This window comes from Micromonospora sp. BRA006-A, from assembly GCF_033433935.1.
Taxonomy (GTDB): domain Bacteria; phylum Actinomycetota; class Actinomycetes; order Mycobacteriales; family Micromonosporaceae; genus Micromonospora; species Micromonospora aurantiaca.
The window spans coordinates 1074588-1091005 of sequence record NZ_JANCLW010000001.1; the positions used below are offsets into that span (position 1 = coordinate 1074588).

The 16418-nt window shown below is 74.4% G+C and carries 11 protein-coding genes; 6 read left to right on the forward strand and 5 right to left on the reverse strand.

Going from position 1 to position 16418, the window contains the following annotated elements; genetic code table 11:
• Window positions 1-5 precede the first annotated feature (5 nt).
• Together NMK34_RS05365 and NMK34_RS05370 are read right to left on the reverse strand one after the other, a co-directional pair.
• Window positions 6-4904 carry an SCO7613 C-terminal domain-containing membrane protein gene (locus tag NMK34_RS05365; RefSeq protein ID WP_318332452.1) on the reverse strand — a complete coding sequence of 1633 codons (4899 nt, stop codon included), beginning with the start codon at window positions 4902-4904 and terminating at the stop codon, window positions 6-8.
• A gap of 161 nt (window positions 4905-5065) precedes the next feature.
• Window positions 5066-6493, reverse strand: a complete 1428-nt coding sequence (locus tag NMK34_RS05370) for a UDP-glucose dehydrogenase family protein (protein ID WP_013284143.1) — start codon at window positions 6491-6493, stop codon at window positions 5066-5068.
• A gap of 247 nt (window positions 6494-6740) precedes the next feature.
• Between NMK34_RS05370 and NMK34_RS05375 the strand changes: the two genes are divergently transcribed.
• Window positions 6741-7904: an acyl-CoA dehydrogenase family protein gene (locus NMK34_RS05375; protein ID WP_318332453.1), complete on the forward strand. Its 1164-nt coding sequence runs from the start codon at window positions 6741-6743 to the stop codon at window positions 7902-7904.
• 53 nt (window positions 7905-7957) lie between these two features.
• On the opposite strand, the gene NMK34_RS05380 is transcribed toward NMK34_RS05375, so the two are convergent.
• Window positions 7958-8611, reverse strand: a complete 654-nt coding sequence (locus tag NMK34_RS05380; protein WP_318332454.1) for a hypothetical protein — start codon at window positions 8609-8611, stop codon at window positions 7958-7960.
• A gap of 23 nt (window positions 8612-8634) precedes the next feature.
• On the opposite strand from NMK34_RS05380, the gene NMK34_RS05385 reads away from it, so the two are divergent.
• Together NMK34_RS05385 and NMK34_RS05390 are read left to right on the forward strand one after the other, a co-directional pair.
• Window positions 8635-9150 carry an acyl-CoA thioesterase gene (locus NMK34_RS05385; protein WP_262012480.1) on the forward strand — a complete coding sequence of 172 codons (516 nt, stop codon included), beginning with the start codon at window positions 8635-8637 and terminating at the stop codon, window positions 9148-9150.
• Between the two features lie 317 nt (window positions 9151-9467).
• Complete coding sequence (locus NMK34_RS05390; protein ID WP_318332455.1) at window positions 9468-11459, forward strand: acetoacetate--CoA ligase; 1992 nt, start codon at window positions 9468-9470, stop codon at window positions 11457-11459.
• Window positions 11460-11564: 105 nt separating this feature from the next.
• On the opposite strand, the gene NMK34_RS05395 is transcribed toward NMK34_RS05390, so the two are convergent.
• On the reverse strand, window positions 11565-12254 hold the full coding sequence (locus NMK34_RS05395; protein WP_318332456.1) for a TIGR03089 family protein: 690 nt from the start codon (window positions 12252-12254) through the stop codon (window positions 11565-11567).
• Between the two features lie 150 nt (window positions 12255-12404).
• Between NMK34_RS05395 and NMK34_RS05400 the strand changes: the two genes are divergently transcribed.
• Both NMK34_RS05400 and NMK34_RS05405 read left to right on the forward strand, forming a co-directional pair.
• Window positions 12405-13550: a glycosyltransferase family 4 protein gene (locus NMK34_RS05400; RefSeq protein ID WP_194798512.1), complete on the forward strand. Its 1146-nt coding sequence runs from the start codon at window positions 12405-12407 to the stop codon at window positions 13548-13550.
• Window positions 13551-13614: 64 nt separating this feature from the next.
• Window positions 13615-14706, forward strand: a complete 1092-nt coding sequence (locus NMK34_RS05405; RefSeq protein ID WP_318332457.1) for a mannose-1-phosphate guanylyltransferase — start codon at window positions 13615-13617, stop codon at window positions 14704-14706.
• 49 nt (window positions 14707-14755) lie between these two features.
• On the opposite strand, the gene NMK34_RS05410 is transcribed toward NMK34_RS05405, so the two are convergent.
• Window positions 14756-15325, reverse strand: a complete 570-nt coding sequence (locus NMK34_RS05410; RefSeq protein WP_318332458.1) for an NUDIX hydrolase — start codon at window positions 15323-15325, stop codon at window positions 14756-14758.
• A gap of 39 nt (window positions 15326-15364) precedes the next feature.
• On the opposite strand from NMK34_RS05410, the gene NMK34_RS05415 reads away from it, so the two are divergent.
• Window positions 15365-16408 (forward strand): hypothetical protein, encoded by a 1044-nt coding sequence (locus NMK34_RS05415; protein WP_318332459.1) that lies wholly within the window; start codon window positions 15365-15367, stop codon window positions 16406-16408.
• Window positions 16409-16418 lie beyond the last annotated feature (10 nt).

A 16418-nucleotide genomic window follows, 5' to 3' on the forward strand; every position in this document is an offset into this window, starting at 1 on the left:
CCGGCTCACCGCATGCCGCGCAGGGCGGTCTGGAGGCGTTCCTGGGCACGGCGGCGGCGCTCGTTGCTCGCGCCCAGCACCAGCAGCACGATGCCGACCGGGATCAGCACCAGCCACGGGCCGAGGCTGAACAGCGCGTGCACGGCCGCGACAGCGGTCACCGTCGCCCCGACGATCACCGGCGCCTGCTGCCGGCTGGTCGAGCCGAAGATCAGCACCGCGACGGCGCCGAGCAGCAGCAGCACCTGGCGCAGCATGCTCGATTCGGTAGCGATCACGATCGCCAGTGTGGGCAGGAACGCGGTGACCAGCGCCGGGCCGTACGCCACCCAGCTCGACAGGTCGGGCCGGTGCCGCAGTTGCAGGACGCCGACCAGCAGGGCGAGCGCGGCGAACGGCAACGTGTACGCCTCCGGCAGCGCCACGTCGGCCACCCGCATCAGGATCCACCAGGCGCTGATCTCGCAGGCCACCACCGCCCAGAACAGCAGGTTGCGTTCCATCGGGCGGCGTCCCGGACGGCTCGCCGCCACCCCGAGGACCGCGCCCCAGGCGGCCAGCAGCGCGGCGATGTGCCGGGGCGAGTCGTACGCCAGCGCCAGCGCGATGAGCGCCGCCCCGTAGCCGCTCCACTCGACGGTGGCCGCCTCCCGGTACGCCTCGGGACGGCGCAGCCGGGGCAGCGTGGCGGCGAACACCTGCAACGCCGCGCCGACGGCGAGCACCCCGAACGCGGACCAGACAGCAGCCAGCCCGGACTTGAGGCCGATCGTGAGCACGAACAGCTGAGCCATCACCGAGCCGAACAACCAGCCCAGGATGCGCGCCCGCTGGGTGGTGCCGAACAACGCGGCGACGGCGCCCACGCCGACCGCCCCGCCGAGCGTGAACACGGTCAGGTCGCTCGTGGCGAGACTGCCGGCCAGCCCGGCGCCACCGGCGGCCAGCCCGAGCGCGAAGACCAGCACCCGGGCCACCCGGATCGACCGGCCCGGCTCGGCGATCGCCGGCGGCGGGGTCAGCGCCAGCCCGAGCATCGAGATGGTGAACACCGCCAGCGCGGCCAGCGCGGTCACCGGCCAGCCCTTGCCGAGCGCCACCGGCGTGATCAGCAGTGTGATCGCCGCCCCGGGCAGGATCACCGGCACCGCCCGGGACCGCCGGCCGCCGCTGAAGCCGGTGGCGGCGAGCGCCGCGGTCACCGTCAGCAGCAGCGCGGTGAGCACGTGCGTGGGGTCGACCGCCTCCGGCGGCGGAGTCAGCAGCTCCGGTGGCGGCCCCTGCCACACCCGGCGCAGCACCGCGAACGGCGAGAACAGCGCCACCACGAGCGAGGGTGCCAGGGTGGCCAGGGCCAGCGCGGTGGGCAGCGCCGCGGCGGCGAGCGCACCGGCGGCCGGGCTGACCCGCCAGCGCAGCTCGGGATCGTCCGGGGCGCGCCGTAGCGCCCCGTTGAGCAGCACGGTCCAGCGGCGTACCGGCCGGCCCGAACCGGCGGGCGGGACGGTGGCCGCCCGGATCAGCTCGGCGAGCACGCCGAGCAGCGCGGCGGCGGCGGCGAACACGCCCGCCGGCAGGCCGACCGCGAGCGCCGCGGCGGCCGTCACGGTGGCCGCGCCGACCACCGCGACGCTGGCGTACGGGAGATATTGCGGCACCTGCCGACGTACCGCCGCGATCGCGGCCAGACCGATGCTGGCGGCGGCGAGCGCGGCGGTGAGCACCACCTGCGGCGGACGGCCGTACTCGACTGCCAGCGCGGCCACCGCGCCGGGCAGCGCGAGCAGTGCGGCTCCGGCGCCCGCGCCGCCCACCTGCACCAGGTGCGGCGGCATGCCCTCGGTGCGGACGTCGTCGACGAGCGACGGCGCGACCACCCGGGCCACGGCGGCCACCGTGGCGCCGATCAGCGCGATGCTGCCCAGCGCCAGCGCGGTGGTCCACGGCCGTACCAGCCCGGCACCGGCGGCGTGCAGCGCCACCACCCCGGCCACCGTGGCCCGGGACAGCGCGGCCCGGGGATCGGCCGACGCGGCGGCCGACATGCCGTAGACGGTGGCCACCATGCAGCCGACCAGCACCGGGGACCACCAGGGCAGGTCGAACGCGGCCGGGGCGCCCACAGTGGCGAGCACGGCGGCCAGACCGGAGACGTCGTACTTCCACGGCGGCGGCAGCAGGATGGCCGCGGTCACCCCCAGCAGCGCCAGCGCCACCGGGGCCTGCCAGGTCGATCCGCCGGTCGGCGCGGCCGGCCAGCCGGTCAGGTCACCGGCCCAGATCGGGCCGGGGGTGGCCAGCACGCCGAGTCCGCCGCGCAACGCGCTCCAGGCGGCGATCAGGCCGATCAGCGTGCCACCGGCGGCGATGCCGAGGATCGGGCCACGCCGCCACTCCTCGGGCAGCGCGCGGGCGGCCACCGCCACCAGCAGCACCAGCGCGGAGGCCACCACGAGCTGACCGCCGGGGGCGAGCACCGCGGCGATCCGGGCCAGCGTGGCGACGAGCGCCACTGTGGTGGCGGCGAGCGCCAGGTCGGACCCGTCGAGGGACATGTCCGCGCGGCGTCCGGCGTCGATGCGCGGGGCGAGCGCCAGCAGCGCGGCGGCGACCAGGAGCAGGCTGCCCACCCAGGCGTCGGCCGAGGTCGCGCCAGGCGCACCGAACGCGGCGGCGGCGACCGCCACCGCGCCGAGCACCGTACCGAGCGCGTGCGGCATGCTCAGGTGCCGCTGCGCCACCTGTACCAGGGCGGCATAGCCGAGCGTGACGCAGACGGCGAGGAAGCTCGCCGCGAGGATCGGCACGGTGATCTCGCGCAGGTTCGCCGGCGTGGCGACCGGCGGCGTCGGCACCGTGGCCGCCACGAACGCGGCGACGGCACCGGGCAGGGCGAACGCCGCCCCACCAGCGGCCCAGGAGCAGACCGTCTCCGTCGCAGCGGCGGCGAGCCGGACCCGCGGGGCGAGGGACACCAGCGCCCCGGCCAGGAACAGCACCGTCAGCGCGGCGGCGGTGAGCGCCGGGCGGGCGAGCGAAGCGCCGGCGCCGATCAGGCCCAGCCCGGCCGCTGTCACCGCGTGCGCAACAGCGGACCGCTCGGTACGCGCGGTCAGCCCGAGCACGCCGACCGCTACCGCTGTGAGCAGCATCGGCCAGCAGGCCGCCGCCCAGCCCAGACCGAGCGACGCGGGTACGGCGAGCGCGGTGAGAGCCGCGCCGACCACCGCGAACTCGCGCCGGATCTCGGCCGGCAGCGCGATCACGGCGGCGATCGTGAGCAGCAACGCGCTGGCCGCGAGCTGCCAGCCGGTCGGGCCGACCGCCCGAGCCAGCTCGGCGTGCCATCCGCTCAGATCCGCCGACCACGCCGGCAGGGCGGCCCGGACCGGGGCCAGCCCGGCGCGCAGCGCGCCACCGGCGACCACCAGGCCGCTGACCGTGAGCGCCACCGCGGAGGCGATCTGCGGCCCACGCCGGGCCGTCTCCGGTACGGCCCGGACGGCGAGCCCGGTCAGCGCGATGACGGCGGAGATGAGCAGCAGGGACCGGCCGGGCAGGGCCACCGAGGCGACCCGGCCGAGCGCGCCGATGACCGCCAGCGTGAGGATGCCGGCGCCCACGTCCGGCAGCGGTGGCCGGCGCAGCACGAGCGTCCCGGCCAGCGCGACCAGGGCGGCGAGCAGCAACGTCGCGCCCGCGGCGGCGGCCGGCGGCACCGTGGCGGCGCGCAGCAGGCCGGTGACCGCGTACGCCAGCGCGACAGCGACCGCCACGCCGTGCAGCAGCCAGGTCAGCTCGGGCAGCCAGGGCACCGGCCGGGCGGCGGCCGGACCCGGCGGCGTCTCGCCGCCCAGCACCTCGGCCGACTCCTCCGGCGCCGACTCGGGCCGGTCCTCGTCGGCGCGCTGCCGGGGCGGGACGGGCGGGGGCGGCTCGGGCAGATCACGCCGGACCGGCCGCTCGCGGACCACCGCCGAGCGGGCCAGCGCCAGGTCGACCACCGCCACCACTGTGAGCACCAGCGCCCAGCCGACCGGTCCGGTGATCCGCTCGTACGCCAGCAGCGGCAGCACCGGCTGGGCAGCCAGCACCGTGGCGAAGCGTGGCGCGCGCAGACCCGTCCCGTACGCGTACCCGAGCGCGACGAGCGTGGTGACCAGGAAGATCGTCCCGGCGAACGCGGCACCTGATCCGTCGTCGCCGATCCGGTCGACGGCCCACAACGCGTACCCGGCCAGCGGCACCAGCAGCAACCCGACCGCGGCGATGGTCTCGGCGGTGGAGGTGAGCCCGCGCCGGGCCAGCACCGGCGGGGCCAGCAGCATCAGCGCCGTCGCCACCAGCAGCACGCCGAGGCGGGCCAGCGCGTCCATCGAGCTGGTGGCGACCGCGGCGAAGACCACCGCGGCGACGCCGAGCAGGAGCGCGCCCAGCCCGAGCGGGATGTTCTGCACCTCCCGCGAGGACGCCTCGGGCGGGTGCTCCGGGTCGTCCGCGTCGAGCCAGCGAGGGCGACCGCGCGGCGGCGGCGGGGGCAGATCCTCCGGCGGCCCGGGCGGCGGGGTGCCCTGGCGGGGCACCCGGGGCGGCGCGCCGGTGGCCGCGGTGGGCGGGCGGCGGCCGGGCCGGCGGCGCAGCACCCGGCGCGGCCGGGTGGCCTGCCGGATCCGTTCCTCACCGGCGTGCGCCAGGATGTCCCGCTGGAAGAGGGCGGCCTGCATCTTGGCGGCGATCTGCCGCTGTTCCCGGGCGATCTCGGCGTCGCGGGCCTTCATCTCGGCGATCGAGCGCTCGATGTCGGCCAGGTGCTCGGCCCACTGCGGCTGGTGCGCGCCGCAGTGCGGGCAGACGACGGCGGGCTTGATGTCCTGCCCGCACGAGGCGCACCTGAAGCTCTCCACGACAGTCTCCCGTCCGCCCGTGCCCCCGCACTGTGGACCTCCCAGAGGCAGCATGCCTTGAGTGGGCCGGGATTTCGACAGTTGCCGCCGCGTTCCGGACAACAAAAACGGACCGGCCGCCGGGAGACGTTCCCCGGCGGCCGGTCCGCGAGCTCAGCGGATCAGGGACGGCCCATACCGCGGTACTCCCAACCGGCCTGCGTCCACAGTGTGGAGTCGAGGCAGTTGCGCCCGTCGACCACCTTGCGGCCGTTCGCCAGCTCGCCCAGGGCCACCGGGTCGGCGTTGCGGAACTCGGCCCACTCGGTGAGCACGCAGACCAGGTCGGCGCCGCGCACGGCGTCGTTCATCGTCTCCTCGTACGTCAGCTCGGGCACCGCCCGGCGCGCGTTCTCGACCCCCTGCGGGTCGAACACGTGCACGTCGGCGCCGGCCTTGCCGAGCAGCGAGGCGACCGCGAGCGCCGGCGCGTCGCGTACGTCATCGGTGTTGGGTTTGAACGTGGCGCCGAGCACCGCGACCCGCGTGCCGGACAGGTCCGGGCCGGCCGGCCCGGAGCGGCGGCCGAGCAGCTCGGCGGCGAGCTGCACGACGCGGCTGCGGCGGCGCTGGTTGATCAGGTCGACCTCGTGCAGGAAGCGCAACGCCTCACCGGCGCCCAGCTCCTGCGCGCGGGCCTGGAAGGCGCGGATGTCCTTGGGCAGGCAGGCGCCGCCGAAGCCGAGCCCGGCCTGGAGGAACCGGTTGCCGATGCGCGGGTCGTAGCCGATCGAGCGGGCGAGCTGGGTGACGTCGCCGCCGGCCGCCTCGCAGACCTCGGCCATCGCGTTGATGAAGGAGATCTTGGTGGCGAGGAACGCGTTCGCGGCGACCTTGACCAGCTCGGCGGTCGCGAAGTCGGTGACCACCAGCGGCACCTCGCGGTCCTCGGTGGCGGCCAGGTCGAAGACGCCCTTGTGGGCGGCGAACAGCATGCCGTTGGCCCACTCGCTCTTGACGCCGACCACGATCCGGTTCGGACGCAGCACGTCGTCGACGGCGAAGCCCTCCTGGAGGAACTCGGGGCTCCACGCCACCTCGACGCCGAGGTCGGCCGGCGTGTGCTTGCCGACGAGCTGCTCCACCCACTCGGCGGTGCCCACCGGCACGGTGGACTTGCCGACGATCAGCGCCTTGCGGGTCAGGTGCTGGGCGAGGCTGGTCACCGACGCCTCGACGTACGACAGGTCGGCGCCCATCCCGTCGGCCCGCTGCGGGGTGCCGACACAGATGAAGTGGACGTCGCCGAAGTCGGCGGTCTCCTGGATGTCGGTGCTGAACCGCAGCCGGCCGGCGGCGAGGTTGCGCCGCAGCAGCTCGTCGAGGCCCGGCTCGTGGATCGGCACCTCGCCGGCGTTCAGCTTGGCGATCTTGTCGGCGTCCACGTCGAAGCCGAGCACCTCGTAGCCCAGCTCCGCATAGCAGATGGCGTAGGTCGCACCGAGGTAGCCGGTGCCGAGGAACGTCACCCGCGGGCGGGCGGCGCCGGACGGTGGGGTCACCGCGGCGATGGCGGGCATCGGCTGGGTGTTCGGGTACGGAATCGTCACGCCTGTCTTCTCCGCTCGCACTGGCGGCGCTTCCACGCGTCGCATTCTGCTGGGGCGCCGAGGCCGGGCACCGAGGGAACTGGATGTCTGCTGTGAGGGTAATGGGGTCGGGCGGGCGAGGCTCGGGCGCGAGCCTACCCGCCGGTAAGGTTCGGCCGGGGCCGGTGGCTATCCTTCAGTTTGCGGCAGTCGTCGGCCCCCGGGCGGCGCAGACTGCGCATGATAGCGGTGAAAGGGGAGGGCCGACATGGCCGCAGAGCAGTCGTTCGACGTCTACCGGTTGCCGGAGGAGCACGAGGCGATCCGGGAGGCGGTCCGTGAGGTCTGTGCGGCCAAGGTGGCTCCGCACGCCGCCGAGGCGGATGAGACAGGTGAGTTCCCCAAGGCGTCGTACGAGGCCCTGCGCGCCGCCGACTTCCACGCCCCGCACATCCCGGTCGAGTACGGCGGCGCCGGCGCTGATGCCCTGGCCACGGCCATCGTGATCGAGGAGGTGGCCCGGGCCTGCGCGTCGTCCTCGCTGATCCCGGCGGTGAACAAGCTGGGCACCATGCCGCTGCTGCTGGCGGGCTCCGAGGAGCTGAAGCGCAAGTACCTCACCCCGGTCGCGGCCGGGGAGGGCATGTTCTCCTACTGCCTCTCCGAGCCCGAGGCGGGCAGCGACGCCGCCTCGATGACGACCAAGGCGGTACGTGACGGAGACCACTGGGTACTCAACGGCGTGAAGCGGTGGATCACCAACGCGGGCGTGTCCGAGTACTACACCGTGTTCGCCGTGACCGATCCCACAGCCCGGTCCCGGGGCATCTCCGCGTTCGTGGTGGAGAAGTCCGACCCGGGCGTCAGCTTCGGCGCCCCGGAGAAGAAGCTCGGCATCAAGGGCTCGCCCACCCGCGAGGTCTACTTCGACAACGTCCGGATCCCCGCCGACCGCATGATCGGCGCCGAGGGCACCGGCTTCGCCACCGCCATGAAGACGCTGGACCACACCCGGGTCACCATCGCCGCCCAGGCGATCGGCATCGCCCAGGGCGCGCTGGACTACGCCAAGGGCTACGTCAAGGAGCGCAAGCAGTTCGGCAAGGCGGTCGCCGACTTCCAGGGCATCCAGTTCATGCTCGCCGACATGGGCATGAAGCTGGAGGCGGCGCGGCAGCTCACGTACGCCGCCGCCGGCAAGTCCGAGCGCGGTGACGCGGACCTGACCTACTTCGGCGCGGCCGCCAAGTGCTTCGCGTCCGACGCCGCCATGGAGATCACCACCGACGCGGTCCAGCTGCTCGGCGGCTACGGCTACACCCGCGACTACCCGGTCGAGCGGATGATGCGGGACGCCAAGATCACCCAGATCTACGAGGGCACCAACCAGGTGCAGCGCATCGTCATGGCGCGTCAGCTGCTCAAGGGCTGACGAGCGACGTTCGGGCGGGCGGGCCGGTCACGTACCGGCCCGCCCGCGCTCGTTCAACGGCTCTCGGTGCCCTCCGGCCGGCCCGCCCCGCGCGGGGGCGCGGACCACGGCGACTCGCCGCCGGTGCGGCGGGGCAGCGGTTCGGTGGGGGTCTCCGGGTACGCCAGCGTGAGCGGCGGCGTGTCCGGGTCCTTCGCCGGCGCCGGCGGCCAGTCGGTGAGCGCCGGCTTGTGCTCCACCGGTGTGACGGCCGGGGTCAGCTCCGCCTCGGCCGTCGCGGGAGTGGCGGGACGCCGCCAGCGGCTCGTGCTGAACACGGCCATCAGCAGCAGCACGCCGATGAGGAACAGCGTGCCGTTGTCCAACGGATCGCGCAGCGGAAGCGGGTCACCGAGCAGCTTCAGGTCGTCCGGCACCCGGTCCCGCACGCTGAACGGCGCGACGAACAGCCCGAGGTACGGGACCGCGAGCAGCAGGCCGGCCGCCAGCGGGCCGAACGGCGAGAAGCGCAACGTGCCGAGCAGGCCGAGGAGGATGCCGGCGACGCCCAGATAGACGGCCGGCTCGATCAGATTCGGCGTGCTGTACGTCCCGATCTCCACCCAGCGGTCGACGGTCCGCTCAGATCCGTCCTGACCGAGCGTGACGAGCACCCAGGTGACGGGCGCCACCGCCAACCCGGCGAGGAAGCTCCAGAGATGTCGCATCCGCGCACCGTACCGTTTTCGGCATGACAGATCATCCCGCGGTCCCGCCGGGTAAGCCCACGTCGTACTCCCGCGTCACGCTCAGTCGCATCATGACCGCGGTCGATGTCAATCTGTACGGGACCGTGCACGGTGGGGTACTGATGAAATTCGTGGACGACGTCGCCGGCGCGGCGGCGGCGCGGCACAGCGGCGGCACCGCGGTGACCGCATCCATCGACGAGATCGTCTTCTCCGAGCCGGTCCGGGTGGGCGATCTCGTGCACGCCCACGCGCAGATCAACTGGACCGGCCAGACCTCGATGGAGGTCGGGGTGAAGGTGGTCGCCGAGCGCTGGGACTCGGCCGAGGAGGAGCCGGTCCGGGTCGCCACCGCGTACCTGGTGTTCGTGGGCGTCGACGTGGGTGGCACGCCCCGGCCGGTCCGCCCGGTGCTGCCCGAGACGCCGGACGACGAGCGGCGCTTCCGGGAGGCCGAGATCCGGCGCGCGCACCGGCTGGCCCGCCGTCGCGCGATCCAGGCCCACCGCGCCGGCTGAGGTGTAAGGAAGGGCCCCTTGTTAACGCCTGCGGTAGAGCAGGGGACCCCTGTTAACACCCCCGCCGATGCGCGCCGCCCTCCACCGGCGCCGGACACCCGCGGAGGGCGAGGTGTTAACAAGGGGCCCTTCCCATACACGAGGCGTTAATAGGGGGCCCTTCCTTACGCGCGGGCCACATGGGGTGGGGGTGCGGGGTGTGGGCGGGGCACGCCCCGTACGGCGTACCCGGCGCGGACAATGGCGGCACGAGGTAGGGCAAGATGGCGCCACGGCTCCGGCACACCGTCGTGGCGGGCCCAGGGGAGGGTGGAACAGTGGCTGACGTGCTGTGGACGCCGCCGGCGGACGTGCGGGAGCGGTCCCGGATCGGTGACTACCTGCGCTGGCTGGGCGAGCACCGCGGGCTGGAGTTCGCCGGCTACGACGCGCTGTGGCAGTGGTCGGTGACCGACCTGGACGCGTTCTGGCGCTCGATCTGGGACTACTTCGACGTGGTCGCGCACACCCCGCCGACCGCCACCCTCACCGACCGGGCCATGCCGGGCACCCGCTGGTTCCCCGGCGCGACGCTCAACTACGCCGAGAACGTGCTGCGCATGCCAGGGCTTGGTGACGACGACCCGGCGGTGATCGCGCACGGTCAGACCCGCGCGCCGGAGACGCTCACCGCCGCCGAGCTGCGCGAGCGGGTCCGCCGGGTGGCGGCCGGGCTGCGCCGCCTCGGCGTGGGACCGGGGGACCGGGTGGCCGCGTACGCGCCGAACATCCCGGAGACGTACGTCCTGCTGCTCGCCACCGCCAGCCTCGGCGCGATCTTCTCCTCCTGCGCGCCCGAGTTCGGCACCCGCAGCGTCACCGACCGCTGGCAGCAGATCGAGCCCACGGTGCTGGTCGCCGTCGACGGCTACCGGTACGGCGACAAGCCGGTCGACAGGCGCGCCGAGGTGGCCGCGATCCGGGCCGCGCTGCCGTCGTTGCGGCACACGGTCGCCGTCGCGTACCTCGATCCGGACGGCCCGGTCCCCGACGGCGCGCTGCCGTGGGCGGAGCTGGCGGCGCCGACGGACGAGCCGTTGACGTTCACGCCGGTGGCGTTCGACCACCCGCTCTACGTGCTCTACTCCTCCGGCACCACCGGCCTGCCCAAGCCGATCGTGCACGGCCACGGCGGCATCCTGCTGGAACACCTCAAGATGCTGGCGCTGCACCACGATCTGGGCCCGTCCGACCGGTTCCTGTGGTTCACCACGACCGGCTGGATGATGTGGAACTTCCTGGTCTCCGGCCCGGCGGTGGGCGCGGCGATCGTGCTGTTCGACGGCAACCCGGGCCACCCCGACCTGGGCGCGCTGTGGCGGCTGGCCGCCGACACCGGCACCACCTACTTCGGCACGTCCGCGCCGTTCCTGCTGGCCTGCCGCAAGGCCGGGCTGGTGCCGCGCGAGGTCGCCGACATGTCCGCGGTGCGCGGCCTCGGTTCGACCGGCGCGCCGCTGCCGGCCGAGGGCTTCACCTGGGTGTACGAGAACGTGAGCGACCGCCTCCAGCTCCAGTCGCTGTCCGGCGGCACGGACGTGTGCACCGGGTTCGTCGGCGGCGTGCCGCTGCTGCCGGTGTACGCGGGGGAGATCGCCTGCCGGGCGTTGGGCGCGAAGGTGGAGGCCCGCTCGGCCGACGGCAGCGCGGTGATCGGGCAGCTCGGCGAGCTGGTGATCACCGAGCCGATGCCGAGCATGCCGGTCGGGTTCTGGAACGACCCGGACGGCGCGCGCTACCGGGAGGCGTACTTCGAGGTCTATCCCGGGGTGTGGCGGCACGGCGACTGGATCACGGTGAACGAGCGCGGCGGGTGCGTGATCACCGGCCGGTCCGACGCCACGCTCAACCGGGGCGGCGTACGCCTCGGGACGGCCGAGTTCTACTCGGTGGTCGAGGGGCTGGACGAGGTGGTCGACTCGGTGGTCGTGCACCTGGAGGACGACGAGGGCGGCGCGGGTGAGCTGCTGCTGTTCGTGGTGCTCGCCGAGGGCCTGGAACTCGACGACGACATGCGGAAGAAGATCTGCCGGGAGCTGCGTACCGCGCTGTCGCCGCGGCACGTGCCGGACGAGATCCACCAGGTCCGGGCCGTGCCCCGCACGCTGAGCGCGAAGAAGCTGGAGGTGCCGGTCAAGAAGATCCTGACCGGTACCCCGGTGGACAGCGCGGCGGCCAAGGGCGCCCTGGCCAACCCCGAGTCCCTGACGGCGTTCGCCGTCCTGGCCCAGCGCCGCGCCACCACCGACAGCCCCGTCTCCCCTAGCTGATCCCGCCCTCTTCCCCGTTGATCTTGCACTTCTTGCCCCGGCGAACGGGGCGAATCACCCGTCCCGAGGGCCGAAACTGCAAGATCAACGGGGGAGGGGTGGGGGTTAGGCCAGGGTGTGGGTGGTCTTCTCGGTTTCGGCGCGGGAAGCCAGGCGGGTCGGGTCGGGGTGGGCGCACGCCACCACGCTGGCGCCTGCGGTGAGCGGGGTGAGCAGCCAGTCGACCGGGTCGGGGTGGACTGTCACGTCTACCAGGAGGCGGTCGCCCTGGGTCAGGCCCAGCTCGGCGGCGCGGGCCGCCGCGCGGGCCAGCAGCGGCGCGTCCCCGTCCCCGGCGGCCGGGTCCGGCGTGAAGTGGTCGCCGTGCCCGCGTACCGCCGCGACGAAGTCGGTGCAGCCCGCCGGCACCTGCCGCATCGGCAGCGCGAACGGGTCGAGCGCCAGCGCGTACCGCTCGCCGGCCGGCCACCCGGCCGCCTCGTCGACCCGGTCGACGGCCACGAACAGCGCCTCCACCGGACCCGGCGGGCCGGCCACCGTCAGCTTCGCCGACCAGCAGCCGAGCAGCACTGCGGCGGTCTGCCAGTGCGGCGGCAGCAGCACCCCGGCCGTGTCGCCGGGCGCGGCGCCCACCTCGTCGGTGAGCAGGTTCGCGGTCTTCGCCACCCAGTTCGCGAGCGTCGCCCCGGAGAGTTCGGTGCGCTCGCCGGTGGCGTCGTCGTACCAGGTCAGCAGCGGTCGGGTGGGGTCGGTCGCGATCGCGTCGGCGAGCACCCGGGCAATGTTGTCGGCCATCGGCGCGAACGATACGCGCCCCGCGTGCGTACTCGATGACAACGACAAGTCGGCGTACCGTCGGGTCGCGGTCAGCGCCTTCCGCCGGGCCCGGCGTAGGCTTGCCGAGAGTGTTCTTCCCCACAACTGCGCCACCTGAGGAGTCGCCCCGTGACCGCCGGTCGCCCGCCCCGCGTTCTCATCGACGCCACGAGTGTCCCCGCCGACCGTGGCGGCGTCGGTAGATACGTCGACGGACTGCTCGGCGCGCTGGGCCGGGTCTGCGGCACCAGCGTCGACCTGGCCGTGGTCAGCCTCCGCACCGACCTGGAGCGCTACACCCGGATGCTGCCCGGCGCGGAGGTGATCCCCGCCCCGGCGGCGGTGGCGCACCGGCCGGCGCGGCTGGCCTGGGAGCAGACCGGCCTGCCGCTGCTGGCCCAGCAGGTCGGCGCCGAGGTGCTGCACTCGCCGTTCTACACCTGCCCGCTGCGCGCCGGCTGCCCGGTGACTGTCACCGTGCACGACGCGACCTTCTTCACCGAGCCGGAGCACTACGACAAGTCGCGCCGGACGTTCTTCCGCAGCGCGATCAAGACGTCGCTGCGCCGGGCCGGCCGGGTGATCGTGCCGAGCAAGGCGACCCGCGACGAGCTGATCCGGCTGCTGGACGCCGACCCGACCCGGATCGACGTCGCCTACCACGGCGTCGACCAGGACGCGTTCCACGCGCCCGGTGACGAGGAGAAGGCACGTGTCCGGGCCCGCCTGGGCCTCGGCGACAGCAGCTACATCGCGTTCCTCGGGGCCAAGGAGCCGCGCAAGAACGTACCCAACCTGATCCGCGGCTGGGCCCGGGCGGTGGCCGACCGGCCGAACCCGCCCGCGCTGGTGGTGGCGGGCGGCCAGGGGCACGACGACGACATCGACCGCGCGGTGGCCGAGGTTCCGTCGCACCTGCGGCTGCTGCGCCCGGGCTACCTGCGCTACGCCGACCTGCCCGGCTTCCTCGGCGGCGCGCTGGTGGCGGCTTACCCCTCGTACGGCGAGGGCTTCGGCCTGCCGATCCTGGAGGCGATGGCGTGCGCCGCCCCGGTGCTCACCACGCCGCGCCTGTCCCTGCCCGAGGTGGGCGGCGACGCGGTGGCCTACACCAGCGAGGACCCGGACCAGATCGCCACCGACTTGGCCGCCCTGCTGGACGACGAGCAGCGGCGGCTGTCCCTGGCCAAGGCCGGTTTCGACAGGGCCAAGGAGTTCACCTGGGAGTCCAGCGCGGAGGTCCACATCGCGGCGTGGCGACGGGCCCGGTCCTGAGCGCCGGCTGCCGGTCCCGGGCGACCGACCGTGACGGCTCGCCCGCTTCGGGCATGATGTGCTGATGTTCTACGCCGTCATCCCGGCGGGCGGCAGCGGCACGAGGTTGTGGCCGTTGTCCCGTGCCGGCCATCCCAAATTCCTCCACCCGTTGACCGGCACCGCCGCCTCGCTGTTGCAGGCCACTGTCGACCGGTTGTCGCCGCTGACCACTCCGGAGCGCACGCTCGTGGTCACCGGTGCCGCGCACGCCGCGGCGGTGGCTCGGCAACTGGCTGGCCTGCCGGAGGAGAACATCCTGGTCGAGCCGTCGCCGCGCGACTCGTGTGCCGCGATCGCGCTGGCCGCGGCGGTGATCGCCACCCGGACCCCGGACGCGGTGATGGGCTCGTTCGCCGCCGACCACCTGATCGGCGACCCGGCCCGGCTGGCCGAGGTGGTACGGCAGGCCATCCGGGGCGCGGAGCAGGGGCTGCTGATGACTGTGGGCATCACCCCGACGCGCCCGGAGACCGGCTACGGCTACCTGGAGACCGGCGAGCCGGCGGGGGACGGCCCGCTGCGCCCGGTACGCGAGTTCAAGGAGAAGCCGGCCGCCGAGGTGGCCGAGGTGTACGTCCGTTCCGGCCGGCACCTCTGGAACGCCAGCATGTTCGTCTGGCGGGTGGACGTCTTCCTGTCCGAGCTGGCCCGCCAGCAGCCGGAGCTGCACGCCGGGATCACCGCCATCGCGGCGGCCTGGGGCACCCCGGAGCAGGACGACGTGCTCGGCCGGATCTGGCCGACGCTGCCCCGGATCTCGGTCGACTACGCGGTGATGGAGGGCGCGGCGACTGCGGGCCGGGTGGGTACGGTGCCCGGCGACTTCGGCTGGAACGACGTGGGTGACTTCCACACGCTCGGCGAGGTGCTGCCCGCCGACGGCGCCGGCAACGTGGTGCTGGGCGGGGACGCGAAGCCGGGCGTGCTGCTGCACGACACCACGGGCACCGTGGTGGTGCCGCACTCCGGCCGGCTGGTGGCGACCGTCGGGGTGCACGACCTGATCGTCGTGGACACCCCGGACGCGCTGCTTGTGTGCCCGCGCGACCGTGCGCAGGACGTGAAGAAGATCGTGGACGAGCTGAAGGAACGCGGCGAGGAGGGCCTGGTCTGATCCGCCGGGCCGCCGGGCCGCGTCCGGCGGCGCGGCGCGGTACCGGCGCTCAGCCGCCGGCGTGGCGAGCCAGCACCGCGAGCGCCGGCGGCACGAGCTGGGCGGTGGCGTGGGCGAGCGGCTCGGGCAGCCGGTCCGGCGGGAACCAGCCGAGCGCCTCGGACTCCGCGCTGACCCGCTCGACCGCGCCCGCCGGGGCCAGGGCGGCGTACCGGACGTCGTAGTGGAACGACCCGCCCTGGCAGGTGACCTCGTGGATGTCCACGTCGATCGGCTCCGGCTCGACGGTCAGGCCGGTGATGCCGGACTCCTCGGTGGCCTCGCGCAGCGCGGCGGCCACGAGCGTCCGGTCGCCGGGCTCGCAGTGCCCGCCGAGCTGCATCCACCTGCGGATCTTGCCGTGCAGGCAGAGCAGCACCCGGCCGTCCGGGTCGAGCACCAGCGCGCTCGCCGTGACGTGCCCGGCCCGGTGCGTCCGGCTCATCGCGACCGGCCCGTCGGCCAGCAGCGCCAGGGTCCGGTCCCGGGCGGCGCCGGCGGCGGGGCTGGTCGCCGTCCAGCGGCTCAGCGTGGCGACGGCGTCGGCGTGCAGTTCGGTGTACGAGGTGAGGTCGGGCACCCGGACACTCTACGAGCGCCGCCTCCGTACCCTGGCGCGGTGACCCTGCGACTCGTCGAGTTCCTGGTGGCCGGCAACGAAGCGAGCGACCTTCTGCCGGTGCGGTCGGCCGCGCTGCTGCGGGCGCACGGCGCGCGCCGCGGCTTCTGGACCGTGCTGGACGAGGGGCCGGTCGAGCAGAGCCTGGCGCTGCTGCTGGAACGCGACGACGGCCACTGGGAGGCGCACCACGTGGCTGCCGACGCGGGCCCGGAGAACGGCCGCACGGAGGACGGCGAGGCGCTGGCCCACCACGACGGCTGGGTGTACGTCTTCGGCTCGCACTTCGGGTCCAAGCGCGGCCCGCTGCGGCCCCGGCGCGGGTTCGTGGCCCGGTTCCGGGAGGACGACGCGGTGGCCGGGCCGCTGCCGGTGCACGTGGTGCGCAACCGCTTCCGGCTGCACCGTGCGGTGAACGACGCGCTCGCCGCCGCCCCGCTGACGCTGCTGCCGGCAGGTGACCGGGTCCGGGAGCGGTTCATCGTGGAGACGCTGGCCCGGGGCACCGCCCGCGCCAAGAGCTGGGTGACCCGGCTGGCCGCCGACGACCTGCCGGTCAACGTGGAGGCGGCGGCGTTCACCCCGGCCGGTACGGCGCTGCTGGGCCTGCGGTTCCCGGTGACCGCCGCGGGGGAGCCGGTCTACGTCGAGCTGGCCGGCGTACCGGAGATGTTCGACGACCCGGAGCACTCGGGTGACCTGCGGGCGCTCGGGGCGTACGCGCTGACCGGGGTGACGCCGCCCGGCGCGCTCGCCGGTTTCCGCGCGATCACGCCGACCGGCGACGGCGGCTACGCGGCGGTGACCGGGTCGATCGACGCGCTGGGCAAGGGTTCGGTGCTGCTTGACGACCACCCGCACGGCGGTGAGGTGACCTCCCGGCACGTGCGGTTCCGGCACGACGCGGGCGCGGGCGCCCTGGTGGCGGGGGAGGTGGTCGCGGAGCTGGCGCCGTTCCACCACGTGGAAGGGCTGGCCGAGCTGGCGGGACGCTGCTACTACGTCACCGACGAGGACCATCGGGTGGCGCTCTGGATCGGATGAGCGAGGGCCG